The organism is Candidatus Agathobaculum pullicola (assembly GCF_052117205.1).
Lineage (GTDB): Bacteria > Bacillota > Clostridia > Oscillospirales > Butyricicoccaceae > Agathobaculum > Agathobaculum pullicola.
In genome coordinates, this window is the sequence record NZ_JBQKJP010000019.1 from 1 (window position 1) to 14,619 (window position 14,619).

15 protein-coding genes and 1 pseudogene are annotated in these 14,619 nt (G+C 49.2%); 9 read left to right on the forward strand and 7 right to left on the reverse strand.

From position 1 onward, the window contains the following. Positions 1-238 precede the first annotated feature (238 nt). From hsdR to ACTQ3V_RS08100, 4 genes are read left to right on the forward strand one after another with little or no spacing between them, the layout of a single operon-like run. Complete coding sequence (gene hsdR / locus ACTQ3V_RS08085; protein ID WP_441467118.1) at positions 239-2,560, forward strand: EcoAI/FtnUII family type I restriction enzme subunit R; 2,322 nt, start codon at positions 239-241, stop codon at positions 2,558-2,560. 13 nt (positions 2,561-2,573) lie between these two features. Further along, complete coding sequence (locus ACTQ3V_RS08090) at positions 2,574-4,061, forward strand: class I SAM-dependent DNA methyltransferase (RefSeq protein WP_441467081.1); 1,488 nt, start codon at positions 2,574-2,576, stop codon at positions 4,059-4,061. After that, positions 4,058-5,629 (forward strand): restriction endonuclease subunit S, encoded by a 1,572-nt coding sequence (locus ACTQ3V_RS08095; protein WP_441467082.1) that lies wholly within the window; start codon positions 4,058-4,060, stop codon positions 5,627-5,629. Before ACTQ3V_RS08090 ends, ACTQ3V_RS08095 begins: the two co-directional genes overlap by 4 nt. 27 nt (positions 5,630-5,656) lie before the next feature. Then, positions 5,657-6,208, forward strand: a complete 552-nt coding sequence (locus tag ACTQ3V_RS08100) for a restriction endonuclease subunit S (RefSeq protein WP_441362288.1) — start codon at positions 5,657-5,659, stop codon at positions 6,206-6,208. 199 nt (positions 6,209-6,407) lie between these two features. Here ACTQ3V_RS08100 and ACTQ3V_RS08105 read toward each other — a convergent pair. Next, a pseudogene (locus ACTQ3V_RS08105) lies at positions 6,408-6,659 on the reverse strand (transposase); the annotation flags it as partial. A 5-nt stretch (positions 6,660-6,664) separates the two neighbouring features. Here ACTQ3V_RS08105 and ACTQ3V_RS08110 point away from each other — a divergent pair. Next, positions 6,665-6,787 carry a hypothetical protein gene (locus ACTQ3V_RS08110; RefSeq protein ID WP_441467119.1) on the forward strand — a complete coding sequence of 41 codons (123 nt, stop codon included), beginning with the start codon at positions 6,665-6,667 and terminating at the stop codon, positions 6,785-6,787. Positions 6,788-6,885: 98 nt separating this feature from the next. Here the strand turns inward: ACTQ3V_RS08110 and rbr are convergent, their stop codons facing one another. From rbr to ACTQ3V_RS08130, 4 genes are all read right to left on the reverse strand, one after another. Then, on the reverse strand, positions 6,886-7,422 hold the full coding sequence (gene rbr, locus ACTQ3V_RS08115; RefSeq protein ID WP_441467083.1) for a rubrerythrin: 537 nt from the start codon (positions 7,420-7,422) through the stop codon (positions 6,886-6,888). A 54-nt stretch (positions 7,423-7,476) separates the two neighbouring features. Then, on the reverse strand, positions 7,477-7,866 hold the full coding sequence (locus tag ACTQ3V_RS08120) for a Fur family transcriptional regulator (RefSeq protein ID WP_441467084.1): 390 nt from the start codon (positions 7,864-7,866) through the stop codon (positions 7,477-7,479). 98 nt (positions 7,867-7,964) lie between these two features. Continuing rightward, the gene (gene trhA, locus ACTQ3V_RS08125) at positions 7,965-8,618 is read right to left on the reverse strand and encodes a PAQR family membrane homeostasis protein TrhA (RefSeq protein ID WP_441467085.1); all 654 of its coding nucleotides are present in this window, start codon (positions 8,616-8,618) and stop codon (positions 7,965-7,967) included. Positions 8,619-8,778: 160 nt separating this feature from the next. Further along, a complete protein-coding gene (locus ACTQ3V_RS08130; RefSeq protein WP_441467086.1) occupies positions 8,779-10,026 on the reverse strand; it encodes a polysaccharide deacetylase family protein in 1,248 nt (415 codons plus the stop codon). 118 nt (positions 10,027-10,144) lie between these two features. Here ACTQ3V_RS08130 and ACTQ3V_RS08135 point away from each other — a divergent pair, with 118 nt between their 5' ends. The 4 genes from ACTQ3V_RS08135 to thiE are packed head-to-tail and all read left to right on the forward strand — an operon-like array spanning position 10,145 to position 12,509. Beyond that, on the forward strand, positions 10,145-10,675 hold the full coding sequence (locus ACTQ3V_RS08135) for a DUF1836 domain-containing protein (RefSeq protein WP_441467087.1): 531 nt from the start codon (positions 10,145-10,147) through the stop codon (positions 10,673-10,675). Positions 10,676-10,677: 2 nt separating this feature from the next. After that, complete coding sequence (locus tag ACTQ3V_RS08140) at positions 10,678-11,151, forward strand: YbaK/EbsC family protein (RefSeq protein ID WP_441467088.1); 474 nt, start codon at positions 10,678-10,680, stop codon at positions 11,149-11,151. Beyond that, positions 11,139-11,864 carry a nitrilase-related carbon-nitrogen hydrolase gene (locus tag ACTQ3V_RS08145; RefSeq protein ID WP_441467089.1) on the forward strand — a complete coding sequence of 242 codons (726 nt, stop codon included), beginning with the start codon at positions 11,139-11,141 and terminating at the stop codon, positions 11,862-11,864. Before ACTQ3V_RS08140 ends, ACTQ3V_RS08145 begins: the two co-directional genes overlap by 13 nt. A gap of 12 nt (positions 11,865-11,876) precedes the next feature. Continuing rightward, complete coding sequence (gene thiE, locus ACTQ3V_RS08150; protein ID WP_441467090.1) at positions 11,877-12,509, forward strand: thiamine phosphate synthase; 633 nt, start codon at positions 11,877-11,879, stop codon at positions 12,507-12,509. 170 nt (positions 12,510-12,679) lie between these two features. On the opposite strand, the gene ACTQ3V_RS08155 is transcribed toward thiE, so the two are convergent. Then, entirely contained in the window at positions 12,680-13,504 is an 825-nt protein-coding gene (locus ACTQ3V_RS08155) for a DNA-methyltransferase (protein WP_235255335.1), read from the reverse strand. A 1-nt stretch (position 13,505) separates the two neighbouring features. After that, complete coding sequence (locus ACTQ3V_RS08160; protein ID WP_235255333.1) at positions 13,506-14,615, reverse strand: DNA methyltransferase; 1,110 nt, start codon at positions 14,613-14,615, stop codon at positions 13,506-13,508. Between the last annotated feature and the right edge of the window lie 4 nt (positions 14,616-14,619).

Genomic DNA, 14,619 nt, shown 5'->3' on the forward strand with positions numbered 1-14,619 from the left:
TGGAGAAGCACCAGTTATGCCTCACTGCATAAAAAGCGGCCAGCAACCTACAGGCTGCCGGCCGGGAAAACTTTATACTTTTTCACTGTCCTCTTGACGGGTAGCGGTTCATTATTCAGGGTCAGTGGCTTTTCGTTGAAAACGAGGCTGCATTCTGGTACAATCTATGTGTATAAAAGGAACTTCTCATAATTGCACCTTATCGGAAGTTGAAAGGAGGGGCACTGTGAGCGAACTTATGACGAAACACGAGATGACTGAGGAAGATATCAAGTTACAGTATATTACTCCAGCGATTGAGAGCGCAGGCTGGGATAAACTTAAGCAAATTAAAATGGAGTACAACTTCACGGACGGTCGTGTCATCGTCCGCGGAAATGTCACAGCCAGGGGAAAGAGAAAGCGCACAGACTATCTGCTTTACTACAAGCCCAATATTCCTTTGGCTATCGTCGAGGCAAAGGATAACAGACACAGTGTCGGAGCCGGAATGCAACAGGCCATCGAATATGCCGAGGTGCTGGACATCCCGTTTGTGTACAGCTCAAATGGCGACGGTTTCTTGGAACACGATATGAAATCCGGCAAAGAGCGTGAATTGATGTTGGAGCAGTTTCCCTCGCCGCATGATCTCTGGCAGCGGCACATCGGCGACGAGCATTTCACGCCGGAGCAGGAACAACTTATTACCGAGCCGTACTATTTCCAGCTGGGTGATAAGACCCCTCGCTACTATCAGCGCATCGCCATCAACCGCACCGTTGATGCGGTTGCCCGTGGGCAAGACCGCATTCTCCTCGTTATGGCGACCGGCACTGGCAAGACTTATACTGCGTTCCAGATTATTCATCGCCTTTGGAAATCCGGCCGAAAGAAAAAGATCCTGTTCCTTGCTGACCGCAACATTCTTGTCGACCAGACCATGCAACAGGACTTCAAGCCTTTTGCAAAGGTCATGACGAAAATCGAGGGCAAAAAGCTGGACAGCTCCTATGAGTTGTATCTGTCCCTTTATCAGCAGTTGGCCGGTGATGAGAATGAAGAGCCGTTCCGTGCATTCCAGCCGGATTTCTTCGACCTTATTGTCATCGATGAGTGTCACCGTGGCAGTGCCAAGGAGGATTCCCGCTGGCGCAGAATACTCGAATACTTCCACAGCGCCACCCAGATCGGCATGACGGCTACGCCGAAGGAAACGAAAGAGGTATCCAATATCTCTTACTTCGGCGAACCCATCTATACATACAGTCTGAAGCAAGGTATCGACGACGGTTTCCTTGCGCCGTACAAAGTTCTCCGTGTCGGTCTGGACAAAGATCTGGAAGGCTGGCGTCCCACAGCGGGACAGCGGGATATCTACGGCTATGAGATTGATGACCGTGAGTACAATACCAAGGACTACGACAAGAACCTCATCATTGATGAGCGTACCAATGCCGTTGCAAAACGTATTACTCGCTTTTTGGAGGAGAACGACCGCTTTGCCAAGACCATCGTATTCTGTGTGGATATAGACCATGCAGAGCGTATGCGGCAGGCGCTCGTGAATGAGAACAGCGACCTTGTGGCGGAGAACGCCAAGTATGTCATGCGCATTACCGGCGACAACGCCGAGGGCAAGGCGCAGCTCGACTACTTCATCGCAGAGGATAGCAAATATCCCGTGATCGTTACGACTTCCAAACTGATGACAACTGGCGTGGACTGCAAAACATGCCGGCTCATCGTTTTGGACAACAACATAAACTCCATGACCGAGTTCAAACAGATCATCGGTCGTGGTACACGACTCAAGCCCGATTATGGCAAAGAGTATTTCACCATTATGGATTTCCGCAACGCCTGCCGACTTTTCGCAGACCCGGAATTCGATGGAGACCCGATCTCTATCATTGATGATGACGATGATCCCGGCGAAGAGCCGACCATCGATCCGCCGAAGCCGCCCGCCCCGACTCCCGGTCCCTGCGGGGACACCGACGATCCGCCTGAAAAGAAGCATAAATACCGGGTGCGTGGTGTCGAGGTCACGATTTTGAACGAGCGAGTCCAATACTACGACAAGGACGGTAAGCTCATCACGGAAAGCGTGACGGATTACTCCAAGAAGAACATTCTCGGTGAGTATGCCACCCTGGATTCGTTCCTCCGTGCCTGGAACTCCGAGGAGAAGAAACAGGCAATTATTGATGAACTCCAGGAGCGTGGCGTTCTGCTAGAGGCGCTGCGCGAGGCATCAGGCAATAAGGACATCGACGATTTTGACCTAATCTGCCACATTGCCTACGACAAGGCACCGCTGACGAAGGCAGAGCGGGCAAACAATGTCCGCAAGCGTGGATACCTCTACAAGTATTCCGGCTTGGCACAGGAAGTTCTGAGTGCGCTGTTGGACAAATACATGAACGAGGGCATTCAGGACATCGAGAACCTCGAAATCCTGTCCAATGACCCGTTCCGCAAATTCGGCACCCCCATGAAGATTGCAAAGCTGTTCGGCGGCAAAAACGGATACATTCAAGCCATCCGTGATTTGCAGAAGGAAATCTACGCTGCGTAAGGAGATATAAGCTATGAGTTTAAATAACCTGGTAAAACGACTGCAGGACATCATGCGCAATGACGCAGGCATCAACGGCGATGCCCAGCGTATCGAGCAGATGGTTTGGATTCTCTTTCTGAAGGTGTATGACGCCAAGGAAGAGATATGGGAGTTTTACGACGAGAATTACACCTCCATCATCCCTGAGGAGCTGCGCTGGCGCAATTGGGCCGTAGACCACAAGGATGGCAAGGCTCTCACCGGCGATGCGCTTCTGGACTTCGTGAACGGAAAGCTGTTCCCGACCCTCAAGGCCATCGCAATCGATGAGAATACACCCATGAGCCAGATCATCGTCCGCACCGCCTTCGAGGACAACAATAACTACATGAAGGACGGCATCCTGCTCCGCCAGGTTATCAATGTCATTGACGAGATTGACTTTGAAGAGTACGAGGACCGTCACGCCTTCGGCGAGATCTACGAAACGATTCTCCGCAGTTTGCAGAGCGCCGGTAACTCCGGTGAATTCTACACGCCCCGTGCGGTCACGGACTTCATGGTGCAGATGATCAAGCCGAAGCTCGGCGAGTCCATTGCGGACTTCGCCTGCGGTACAGGCGGCTTCCTTACCTCTGCGCTGAAGGTGCTGGACGCCCAGGTGCAGACTGTCGAGGACAGAACGGTTTACAGCAACTCCATCTACGGTATCGAAAAGAAGGCGCTGCCATTCCTTCTGTGCGCCACAAATATGCTGCTCCACGACATCGACAATCCTCGCATCATCCACGGCAACAGTTTGGAAAAGAATGTGCGTGAGTACAAGGAGAGCGACCGCTTCGATGTCATTCTGATGAATCCTCCTTATGGCGGCAACGAAAAAGAGGGCGTGAAACAGAATTTCTCGGCTGACCTTCGTAGCAGCGAAACCGCAGACCTCTTTATGTCTGTCATCATGTATCGGCTGAAGCAGAACGGCCGGTGCGCCATTATTCTGCCGGACGGCTTCCTGTTCGGCACGGATAACGCAAAAATGGCAATCAAGGAAAAGCTGCTGTCCGAGTTCAATCTCCATACGGTCATCCGTATGCCGCACAGCGTGTTTGCGCCGTACACCTCTATCACAACAAACATCCTTTTCTTCGACCGGACGCATCCCACGACGGAGACCTGGTTCTATCGTCTGGATATGCCGGAGGGATACAAGAACTTCTCCAAAACGAAGCCCATGAAGCTGGAGCACTTCGCCCCGACTGTTGAGTGGTGGGACAACCGTGAGGAGATTACTATCGACGGCTTCGACAAGGCGAAGAAGTACACCGTCGAGGAACTGAAAGCACGGAGCTATAACATTGACCTTTGCGGCTATCCTCACGAAGAGGAGGAGATCCTGCCGCCAAAAGAACTGATTCAGCAGTACCAGGAAAAGCGGGCCAGCTTGAACGCTGACATCGACCGCATCCTTGCCCAGATCACCGACATCCTTGGCATCGACATTACGGAGGAGGGCGACGAATGACTGCGCAGCAACTGAAAAACTCAATTCTCCAGATGGCTGTTCAAGGCAAGCTCGTGCCGCAGGACCCGAATGACGAGCCCGCCAGCGTTCTGCTGGAACGCATCCGCACGGAGAAGGAGCGGCTCATCAAAGAAAAGAAAATCAAGCGTGAAAAGAACCCCTCCGTCATTTTCAAAGGTGCCGATAATACTCCTTATGAGAAAATCGGCGATGAAGTGCGGTCGCTGGCGGATGAGGTACCGTTTGACATCCCCGATTCGTGGGAGTGGGTGCGTATTCGCTCCTTGGGAGAGATTGTGCGCGGTAGCGGCATAAAGCGGAACGAAACAGTTCAACAGGGTCTCCCGTGCGTCCGCTACGGTGAGCTCTATACAACCTATCAGACATCGTTCACTTCAGCTGTTTCATTTATTGCCCCTGATCTCTACGAGAAATGTAAGCATTTTTCGTATGGCGATGTGCTCATGACTCTTACCGGCGAGAATAAGCCGGATATAGCTAAAGCTGTAGCGTATTTAGGAACAGAGCCAATTGCCGCAAGCGGCGACCTTGCTTTTTGGACTCAGCATGGCATGAACCCGCTTTTTCTTTCATACATTATGGCTTCGCCGTATATAATCGCCCGCAAAGTAGCTTTAGCAACCGGCGACATAATCGTTCACATCTCAGGAGACAAGCTGGGAACGATACTGCTTCCCGTCCCGCCGCTTGCCGAGCAAGAAAGAATTGTAGCTTGTATCCAAGAAGCTGAACTGGTCATTGAGAATTACGCAATTAAGGCAACAGCTCTCCAAAAACTACAGGATTCTTTCCCAGAAGCCCTAAAAAAGTCCATCCTGCAAGAGGCAGTCCAGGGCAAGCTGGTACCGCAAGACCCATCCGACGAGCCTGCAGAGGCTCTGCTGGAGCGTATCCGGGCGGAGAAGCATCGGCTCATCAAGGAAGGCAAAATCAAAAAGGACAAGCACGAATCTGTCATTTTCAGACGGGATAATTCTCATTATGAAAAGCGTGATCCAGATGAGGTCTGCATCGATGATGCACTGCCGTTTGAGATACCGGAGAACTGGACTTGGGCGAGACTTTCCTCCGCATGCGTAAGCATTGCCGATGGAGATCACCAGCCTCCACCGCAGGTGCAGGACGGAATTCCTTTCTTGGTAATTTCAAATGTATCTGATGGGAGAGTCGATTTCTCAGATACCCGTTATGTCCCAAAAGAATATTTTGATTCTTTGGCAGAAATTCGCATTCCCCAATGCGGCGACCTTCTGTTTACTGTGACAGGTTCTTACGGCATAGTTATTCCAGTACAAACTGAGAGAAAGTTCTGTTTTCAACGACATATAGCCCTAATAAAGTTCAGTTGTCTATCTCCTGACTTTATGAAGCTCTGGTTGTCATCACCGCTCGTTTACGAGCAGTGCAGAAGGGCCGCAACTGGTACAGCACAAAAAACTGTCGGTTTGGCATCCCTGAAAGGTTTGCTTATTCCAATTCCGCCACTAAATGAGCAGAAGAGAATTGTCCAAAAACTGAATACGCTTCTTGCTCTGGCTACTTTGTAAAGTTCTCATTATGAGAAGTTGGACGGCGTGGAGCGCTGTATCGACGACGAACTGCCCTTTGAGATACCGGAATCGTGGGCATGGGTGCGGTGGGGATCAATCGCAGAATCCATCCAATACGGGTACAATGCACCAGCAAAGCAGGAAGGGCGCATCAGAATGGTTCGTATAAGCGATATCCACGAAAATACTGTTGCATGGAGTTCTGTCCCGTTTTGTGATATCGAAGATTCTGATATTCCTACATATCTGCTTCAACCCAATGATATTCTGTTTGCACGAACCGGCGGAACGGTAGGAAAATCGTTTCTTGTTAGCGAAGTACCGTGTGAATCCATTTATGCTGGATACTTGATTCGTACTCGCTATAGTTCGCTTCTTTGCCCGCAATACTTGAAGTTTTTTATGGAGTCTCCGCTATATTGGCAACAGTTAAAGAGCGGGACGACCGCAACTGCACAGCCGAACTGTAATGGGCAGACACTCGCAAAGATGCTACTTCCACTTCCTCCGGCGAATGAGCAATTACGGATTGTTGCAAATCTTGTCCGTGCATTTGCCATAATAGATAAAATGTAACAACCAGGCATACGCCATAGCCGTGCGTATGCCTGGTTTCTTTTTACCAGTCTATGACCTCATCGACGATAGCCCGTTGCTCGGTTGATGTTTTGCGGAGATAAATGCGGGTGGTTTCAATACTTTCATGCCCCATAAGGTCAGCGGGTGCTGTCAAGAATTATGCGCAAAAATGTTTGCAGATTCTGGCTGAATGAGGTCAGCCGGCAATAGAGACGTCTTCCAGAGCCGCCTCCAAGTGCTTCATATTCATGTATTTCTTGTTGCCCCACTGGGTGCCGGCCACATGGCGCAGCCGGGCACAGACCAGCATGAGGGCAGAATTGCCGTCCGGAAAAGTTCCCACCACACGGGTCCTGCGGCGGATCTCCCGGTTCAGCCGTTCAATTACATTGTTGGTACGGATCCGCGTCCAATGCTCATCGGGAAAATCACAGTAAGCACGCGCCTCAGACCGTGGAGATTTACTACAACGGCATTGGCTATGTCGGCAGTGGTCAGCAGGATGTGGAAGAAGCACTGGAAGCGCCGGAACCCCAGCAAACCCAGGACACAGAGAAGCCCCGGCAGGCATCGTAAACACGATGACCTGCCGGGGTATCCCAGGAATCACTTGTTACCCCTGTGAGGGGGGAGCGAAAGTTCCGAAGCCTTTTTTAGAGTGGAGATAGAATGGATCAATAGTTTTCGGCCTTCATCTCGAAGTAAGCCTGCGGATGTGCGCATACCGGGCATACTTCGGGGGCCTGCTTGCCGACAACGATGTGGCCGCAGTTGGAGCACTGCCAGATGCAGTCGCCGTCGCGAGAGAAGACCAGATTGCCTTCCACATTGGCCAGCAGTTTGAGGTAACGGGCCTCATGCTCCTTCTCAATTGCGCCGACCTTCTCGAAGAGGAATGCGATGTCCTCGAAGCCCTCTTCATGTGCTTCCTTGGCAAAGGTCGCGTACATATCCGTCCACTCGTAATTTTCACCGGCTGCCGCTGCCTTGAGGTTTTCCATCGTGCTGCCGATGCCTTCCAGCAGTTTGAACCAGATTTTCGCGTGTTCCTTTTCGTTATTCGCCGTCTCCTCAAAGATCTTGGAGATCTGCACATAGCCGTCCTTCTTGGCCTTGGAGGCGTAATAGGTATACTTATTGCGCGCCATGGATTCTCCCGCAAATGCGGTCTGGAGGTTTGCTTCCGTCTTGCTTCCCTTCAAATTTGCCATAATCACATACTCCTCACATTTTAGTATTTTTCAGACAGATTTCGCTGTCGGAAATCACACTGCTTCTGTCCGACAATCTTGGCAAATGCCCTCGAACAGAATGTCATATCGCTGCACTTCCACGCCGGAAGCATCCTCAACCTGATCAATCAGATTAAGGATGTGCGGCATATGCACATCAAATACCGCACCGCATTTCTCACAGCGCACATGATAATGCTCGCTGGTGTTGAAATCAAACCGATCGGCACCGTTCGGCATAGCTACACGGCGAATTTCCCCTTGTGAAGCCAACTGGTTCAGATTGCGGTATACAGTAGCCTTGCTGATGGAAGGATGCTCCGCCGCGACGGCAGCATACACGGTATCCGCAGTGGGATGATCGTGCATGTGCAGAACGGTCTGCAAAACGATTTGACGTTGCACCGTATTTCGGGTCTGCATGCTGTCACCTACTCTCTAATAGTATAAGATATTAATTAGAGTATATATATAATCTGTGCACTTGTCAAGTATTTTACGGAAAATACTACAATATTACCTTATAAAACATAGAGAAAAACCATCAAATAGTGGCATACGCTGCCTGCAATAACGAACAAATGAAAGATTTCATGAAATCCGAACAGCGCGGTAGGATTTGGATACTTGGCGATGTAGATTACGCCGCCAATCGTATAGAGGATACCGCCTGCGGCCAGCAGAGTGATGGCAGGAGCAGGCATGGAGAGGACAACGTCAAAATCCACTACGATTGCCCAACCCAGTACCAGATACAGGGCAGTACCTAAAAAACGCGGCGCATCAATCCAGATAAGTTTTACGGCGATGCCTGCTGTGGCAACCAACCAGATAAAAGCGAGGAAAATATAATTATGTGACGGACGCATGTAGCAAAGCACAATAGGGGTATAGCTGCCTGCAATCAGCACGTAAATCATGCTGTGGTCAAGTTTTTTGAGACGGCGCAGGGTTTGTTCATCCCGGCAGGAGTAGTGATAAGCACTGCTGGCAGAATATAGTCCGATAAGTGAAAGACAAAAAACGATAACCGAAGTCGCTATCTGACCGTTGGCCGTATCGGTAGTCAGCATACGGAACAACATGGCCAGTAGTCCTATTCCGCTTAGTACCGCCCCGATAAAGTGCGAATAGCTGGAAAATGGCTCCCGTGCCTTGAGGAAAACACGCGGCATATAGACTCCTCCTTGTATTAATATAGTTTTAATAACTACTTTATATTTAATATAATACTATATATATGAGAGGGAATGCAACAGTTTTTTGTGTAGTTATTGTGTCCTGAAGGCAAAAAAATACACCTGCAAGATTGCAGGTGTATTGATACGATACGATTTATGCGGTCACCATAACGGTTTGGGAGATGCCGTCCCAAGCGACCAGAAAGCCGCACAAATCGCCCAAACTTCTGAGTTTATAGTAGGTGTGGCCATCAATATTATACGCGGCAACCATATGCAGCGAGCCATCAGCAAAGGTTGGATCGGTCAGAGACTGCACGGTGCGCCTTTCGCCGGACATCGGTTTATTTTCCTTTCCGGTTGGCGTATAGGGGGAAAAAGACTTAAGTTCCACTTGTTTTACATTTTGGTTCCACTGTACGTCAAAGCTGCTTTGCGTATCCTTGAGCAGCATTGCGACATCACGCACACGCACATAGTTGTTGCCATCAATTTGATACGCTGGCAGTATGGTGGTGTTGCCGTTGACCGACACATTGGCAATCGCAGGGATAGCGACAGATGTTTGGCGAAGCAGGGAGGAAACCGACTGCTGCATGGTGATGCGATAGCGGGGCATCTGGTGGAGAGAAGCCGCAGGATTGGCTTTGCCTGTCTTGGTCAGTGTGCTGACCAATATGCCATTTTCGTTCAAAAGCGGCTGCATCCAACTGTCATACGCGCCAAAGGGATAGGAGAAATAAAGCACTTTCTGCTGTCCGGTATGCTGTGTTATCAACTGAATACTGGTTTGTAGGTCGCTGCCCACACGCAGGCGATAGGCTTTTGCTGATTCGCCGGATAAACGCATCACACCATTGATACCGTTCGGTGCGTTGTAGCCGTCGTACTGTGGATTATGCAGATTATAAGTATGCGATCCGATTTCCACAACACCACTGGAAACCATTTCCGCAATCTCTTCCCAAGTCAGAGAATTAGACGGTGCATCGGTCGTGGTTGCTAAATGAATGTTGTGGCCTATCACGGAGATGGTTGCTTTCATGCCGGTGCTTTGCAAAACCGGATAGGCATATTCGTAATTGGAGTGATAGCCGTCATCGAAGGTGATCATAACGGGTTTTGCCGGCAGTTGTTGCTTACTCTGTGTGATTGCAACCAGTTCTGCCGGCAACAGCGGCGTAAAACCGAACTCCTGTAGGAACTCCATATCCAGCCGGAAACGATCCGCTGTGATGGTCATGCTGTTGGTCTGTCCCGGATCGTTTGTTAAATCATGATACATTAAAATAGTTAAGCTGTTGTTGGCTGATGCAGCGCCGGCTGTTCCCAGCGTAGACAAAGACACCATAGAAAAGAGAGTGATAATCGCCGCAACTCTTTTGATAAGCACTATTCCCATCGTATCCTCCTGCCCTTTCCAAAGCATTATACCAGTTTTTTTCAATGCTGTCCACTTTTCCACCCCTTGCATGCCGGTTCTGGAAGGATTATAATGAGGAGGAAATGAGGTGAATATCATGCCTGATTTTAGCAATGTCATTGAACGGGTTTTTTCGGATCAGGACATTATGCCCGCGGATGTGCCGCGGCTTGATTTATATATGGATCAGGTTTTGTCGCTGTTCGATCAGCACCTGTCTGCGGATAAGCGGAATCCGTCAGATAAGCTGCTGACCAAAACAATGGTGAATAACTATGTAAAAGAGGGGCTCATGACCCCGGTTCGCGGCAAAAAATATACCCGGCAGCAAATTATGCAGCTGCTTTGCGTGTATCATTTGAAGCAAAATCTGCGGTTGAGCGATGTGAAGGCGCTGACCGGACGCGATGATGTGGACTTTGAGGCCTGCTATGCGCATCTGCTGGAGGATAAAATGAAGATCCGCCAAAGCGTTCCGCCGATGCTGGATGCGTTCCTGCCTTATGATTCGGACGATCCCAACGGACGGCTGATGCTGTGTCTTGCGCTCAGTGAAATTGCTTCTTATTTGCGTCGTTTATGCGAAAGTGTAGTTGATGCAATTGACGAACAGAGCGGAGGAAAATAAAGATGTCCATTGAAAAAGCAAAGAATTGGCTGCGGCAATTTGGCGCGGCGGAACGTGTGCAGGAATTTGATACCTCCTCGGCTACGGTCGAGCTGGCAGCGCAGGCGGTTGGCTGCGCGCCCGCACGCATTGCGAAAACGCTGTCCTTTCGCACCGGGGACGGCGTCATTTTGATTGTTGCTGCGGGCGATACCAAAATTGACAATCCAAAATATAAGGCCCGTTTTGGCTGTAAGGCGAAAATGCTTGCCTTTGAAGAGGTCGAGCCGGAAATCGGCCATGCGGTTGGCGGAGTCTGTCCCTTTGGTATCAAGGAGGGTGTGACGGTGTTTCTGGATGAATCCCTTCATCGCTTTGAGACCGTGTTTCCCGCCTGTGGGTCCGCCAATTCCGCAATCGAGTTGACGATTCCGGAGCTGGAGAAGTTCTCCGGGTATAAGGCTTGGGTAGATGTGTGCAAGGGATGGCGGGAGTAACCGTTTCGTTGGCGCAGTTTGGCGCCTGTGAGGACAAGCTGGATAACCTGCGCAGGATACAAGACTATGCACAGAAAGCGAAGGAATTTGGCGTATCTATGCTGTTTTTGCCGGAATACAGCATGTTTTATGCAAAAATGAACAGGCGGTCACGCAATGTTCAGGCGGCGGAGACGCTGGATGGCCCGTTTGTTTCCGCGCTGTCGCAGATGGCCCGGCGGTACGGCCTGTGGATCACTGCAGGCATGTATGAACGGACGGACAACCTACCGTACAATACGGTTGTCGTCATGGCTGCGGACGGCACACTGCGCGGTGTACACCGCAAGCAGCGGCTGTATGATGCCTTCGGCTATCGGGAGTCCGACGAATGTCGGGCAGGAGAACGCCCTTTTCAGCCGGTGGATACACCAGTCGGTCGGCTGGGGCTGATTACTTGCTATGAATTACGCTTCCCGGCGTTGGCCGCTGCGCAAAAACAGGCCGGAGCGGAGGTGCTATTGGTCCCTGCGGGCTGGGCGGACGGCGCCAATAAGGTGCTGCATTGGCGCACGCTGCTTTGCGCGCGTGCAATCGAAAACAGTATACCCGTGCTTGGTGTCGACCAATATTCGCAAGCCTGCTTCATCGGTCATAGCGCGGCTTTCGCAGCGGATGGACAAATGCTTGGCGCGCTGGAAAAAGGGGAAGGTCTGTTGACTATCACAATTTAAAGGAGAACGAGTATGCAATTTGATCCCACGTTATATGTTATTACGGACAGCACATACCATACCACAGAGACTTTGCTGCACGCGGTTGACCGGGCCTGTGCGGGCGGTGCAACGCTGATCCAGCTGCGTGAAAAGGACACAGGCGGACGGGATTATCTGACGCTTGCGCAGCAGGTTAAGACAGTCACTGACCGCTGGAATGTGCCCCTTATTATCGATGACCGCGTGGATGTGGCCATTGCCTGTGATGCCGCTGGGGTGCATGTCGGCGCAAGCGATCTGCCGGTGGCCGTATGCCGCAAGCTGTTGGGGGCGGATAAAATCGTCGGTGCGACCGCGAAAACCGTGGAAGCTGCGCAGGCGGCCTATGCGGATGGTGCGGATTATCTTGGTACGGGTGCGATTTATCCGACTACTACGCATGTCACGACTAAGCTCACGCCGGTTTCCACGCTGGATGAAATTTGCCGTGCCGTACCCATTCCGGTGGTTGCGATTGGCGGTTTGAATGCGGACAATATGGAGGTGTTGGCAAACAGCCCAATTGCGGGCATTGCGGTGGTTTCCGCTGTGATGAAAGCCGAGGACCCTTGCGCGGCAGCGGCACATATCAAAGAAAAGTTTTTAGCAATGCAGAAGCATTGATGGGAAAGCATAAGAAAAAGGCTTCGGAGCGAAGTGCTCCGTCCCATAGGGACATGAAGTGAACCGAGGGGCACTACCGGTACGGAACAAAAGCCACACAAGAGTTTGCAACTCTTGTGTGGCTTTGTTTGTGCAAATCGGATAATTGCAATACCTGTTTAACATAAGTTTCAATCAGGATTTAAGACAGATGACAACCTTTGATTTGCTATATTACACCATTTTTCTTCCAACTCAATTCCAATCCACTTAATGTTGTGTCCTTGTCTATTGAGTTTTTCACAACAAACGCCTAAAGTCCCTGAACCGTGAAATGGATCAAGAATTGTTCCCTCATATTTCCCTTCTGCATTTTTGGGGCAATATGCTTTTATCAATTCCGTAATTAAGGCTTCTGGTTTTTGTGTCGGGTGATCTGTTTTTTCTTTAGCAAACCGTTTGCCTGCCAGCGTGGGAAAAGACCATATGTCGCCTCTTAGAGAACCGTTTGGATTTGGTTGCCAAGCTTTGCGAGCCCCATCTTTCCCGGAATAATACACCGGGGTTTTGAGCCTGCTACTACTCTTATAGGGGACGCGAACATCGTCAGCGTTATAGACCCAATGTGCGTTCGATTTCGAAAACCACAAAAACGGCTCATATTGTGTTGCTGGTGATTTCTTTGAGCGTGAAAAACCATTTTCATAATGCCAAATATTCATTCGGCGATAGTACAAACCCAATTCATACATCATCACCTGGATATAACCAATATAATGATGAATTCCAAACCAGATAATGCTCCCGTTATTGCTCAAAAGATTGCGGCAAATGGATAAACGAACTCTGGTTGTTGATAGAAACTCTTCCAAGCTTAGTTGATCAGTTGCGTTACCAAAATCTTTATTCAGGTTATAAGGCGGATCTGTAAGAATTAAATCGAAAACAATTCCTTCGTTTTCAAGCTGGGGGAGTATCTTGTCACAGTCGCCATGATAGACTTTGTTCCATTGCATTTTATTTTCCCTGTTTCTGTTTTACTTTTCTGAAAATAAGAATGTATTGATGGTGAATATTCTCCACATATGTAAACGGATACCCATAAGGCAAGAGACTCTTATGGTTTTGCAGCAAGACTTTTGTGCCTTGTAATTGAAATTCAAAACCATCAGTCAGTTCATGATGATTCAAGCGACTTATTAAATCACTATGAAAACTAACAAATTCGGAATTGTTTCGAAAATCCGAAACGACTATGCAGATATATTTATCGCGCTTTAGGATACGTCCGCATTCACAAAACACATTTTTAACCAATATTGAAAGGAACTCTTCGTAATCACAAATATTTCCTAAATCTTTTTCGCTATCCGAATAATGTGTAGCAAGTGATTGCTCTGCACGTGTTTTTGTTTTATGATCAAGTTTCTTGTTCAGTATTGACCAATACGGAGGACTTGTCACAACAAAATCAACACTTTCTGAATCAAAACGGGGCAGTTCCTGAATGCTATCACCTAAGATAAACCGATGATTTGGTACTTCTTCAGGTGTAATTTCTGTAGATATGCGCTGAATTGCAAGAGAGTGCCATTTTTCACTAAGTTCTATTTGAACACCTTTTCGCCCTTGCAAAGCACAAGCCTTTATCGTTGATCCTACACCACCAAATGGATCCAAAACAGTTTGCCCCGCCTTGGTAAAGAAGCTAATTAGTCGGCCAATATCCTGAAAAGAAAATGGTGCCGGATGTTGACGTTCGATCCGAGCTTCTGGATGATTTGCCCCCAATCCTTTTTGGAACATATAGCTTTTTGTTTCTTGAATCCACTCTTTTCCCGGAAGATCGTTAAGTTTGTTTCTTGGATCAACAGGCTTTCGTTCTTCAGCGTATTCTTGAGGAACGACCTCTGCGGCTTGTTTTTGCAGGTGAGGATTTTGTGGTGCAATTATATTTTTGCTATCTTCTATATACTTTTCAAGTAGCTCTTTATTGTATCGCCGCTGTCCACCTGGCGTGCGGAAGGGACTGAGGATACCGGATTCAGTCATGCGATACAATGTAGATATACTAATGCCCAGCATTTCAGCGGCTTGCTTGCTCGTAAGACATTCTGTCGAATTCATTGGA

What these genes read in the sequence shown, in the direction of transcription:
- ACTQ3V_RS08090 (WP_441467081.1), top strand. Translation starts at nt 2,574, where the DNA reads ATGAGTTTAAATAACCTGGTAAAACGACTGCAGGACATCATGCGCAAT.
- ACTQ3V_RS08160 (WP_235255333.1), bottom strand. Translation starts at nt 14,615, where the DNA reads ATGAATTCGACAGAATGTCTTACGAGCAAGCAAGCCGCTGAAATGCTG.
- ACTQ3V_RS08145 (WP_441467089.1), top strand. Translation starts at nt 11,139, where the DNA reads ATGGCGGGAGTAACCGTTTCGTTGGCGCAGTTTGGCGCCTGTGAGGAC.
- ACTQ3V_RS08095 (WP_441467082.1), top strand. Translation starts at nt 4,058, where the DNA reads ATGACTGCGCAGCAACTGAAAAACTCAATTCTCCAGATGGCTGTTCAA.
- ACTQ3V_RS08120 (WP_441467084.1), bottom strand. Translation starts at nt 7,866, where the DNA reads ATGCAGACCCGAAATACGGTGCAACGTCAAATCGTTTTGCAGACCGTT.
- ACTQ3V_RS08130 (WP_441467086.1), bottom strand. Translation starts at nt 10,026, where the DNA reads ATGGGAATAGTGCTTATCAAAAGAGTTGCGGCGATTATCACTCTCTTT.
- rbr (WP_441467083.1), bottom strand. Translation starts at nt 7,422, where the DNA reads ATGGCAAATTTGAAGGGAAGCAAGACGGAAGCAAACCTCCAGACCGCA.
- ACTQ3V_RS08155 (WP_235255335.1), bottom strand. Translation starts at nt 13,504, where the DNA reads ATGCAATGGAACAAAGTCTATCATGGCGACTGTGACAAGATACTCCCC.
- hsdR (WP_441467118.1), top strand. Translation starts at nt 239, where the DNA reads ATGACGAAACACGAGATGACTGAGGAAGATATCAAGTTACAGTATATT.
- thiE (WP_441467090.1), top strand. Translation starts at nt 11,877, where the DNA reads ATGCAATTTGATCCCACGTTATATGTTATTACGGACAGCACATACCAT.
- trhA (WP_441467085.1), bottom strand. Translation starts at nt 8,618, where the DNA reads ATGCCGCGTGTTTTCCTCAAGGCACGGGAGCCATTTTCCAGCTATTCG.
- ACTQ3V_RS08135 (WP_441467087.1), top strand. Translation starts at nt 10,145, where the DNA reads ATGCCTGATTTTAGCAATGTCATTGAACGGGTTTTTTCGGATCAGGAC.
- ACTQ3V_RS08140 (WP_441467088.1), top strand. Translation starts at nt 10,678, where the DNA reads ATGTCCATTGAAAAAGCAAAGAATTGGCTGCGGCAATTTGGCGCGGCG.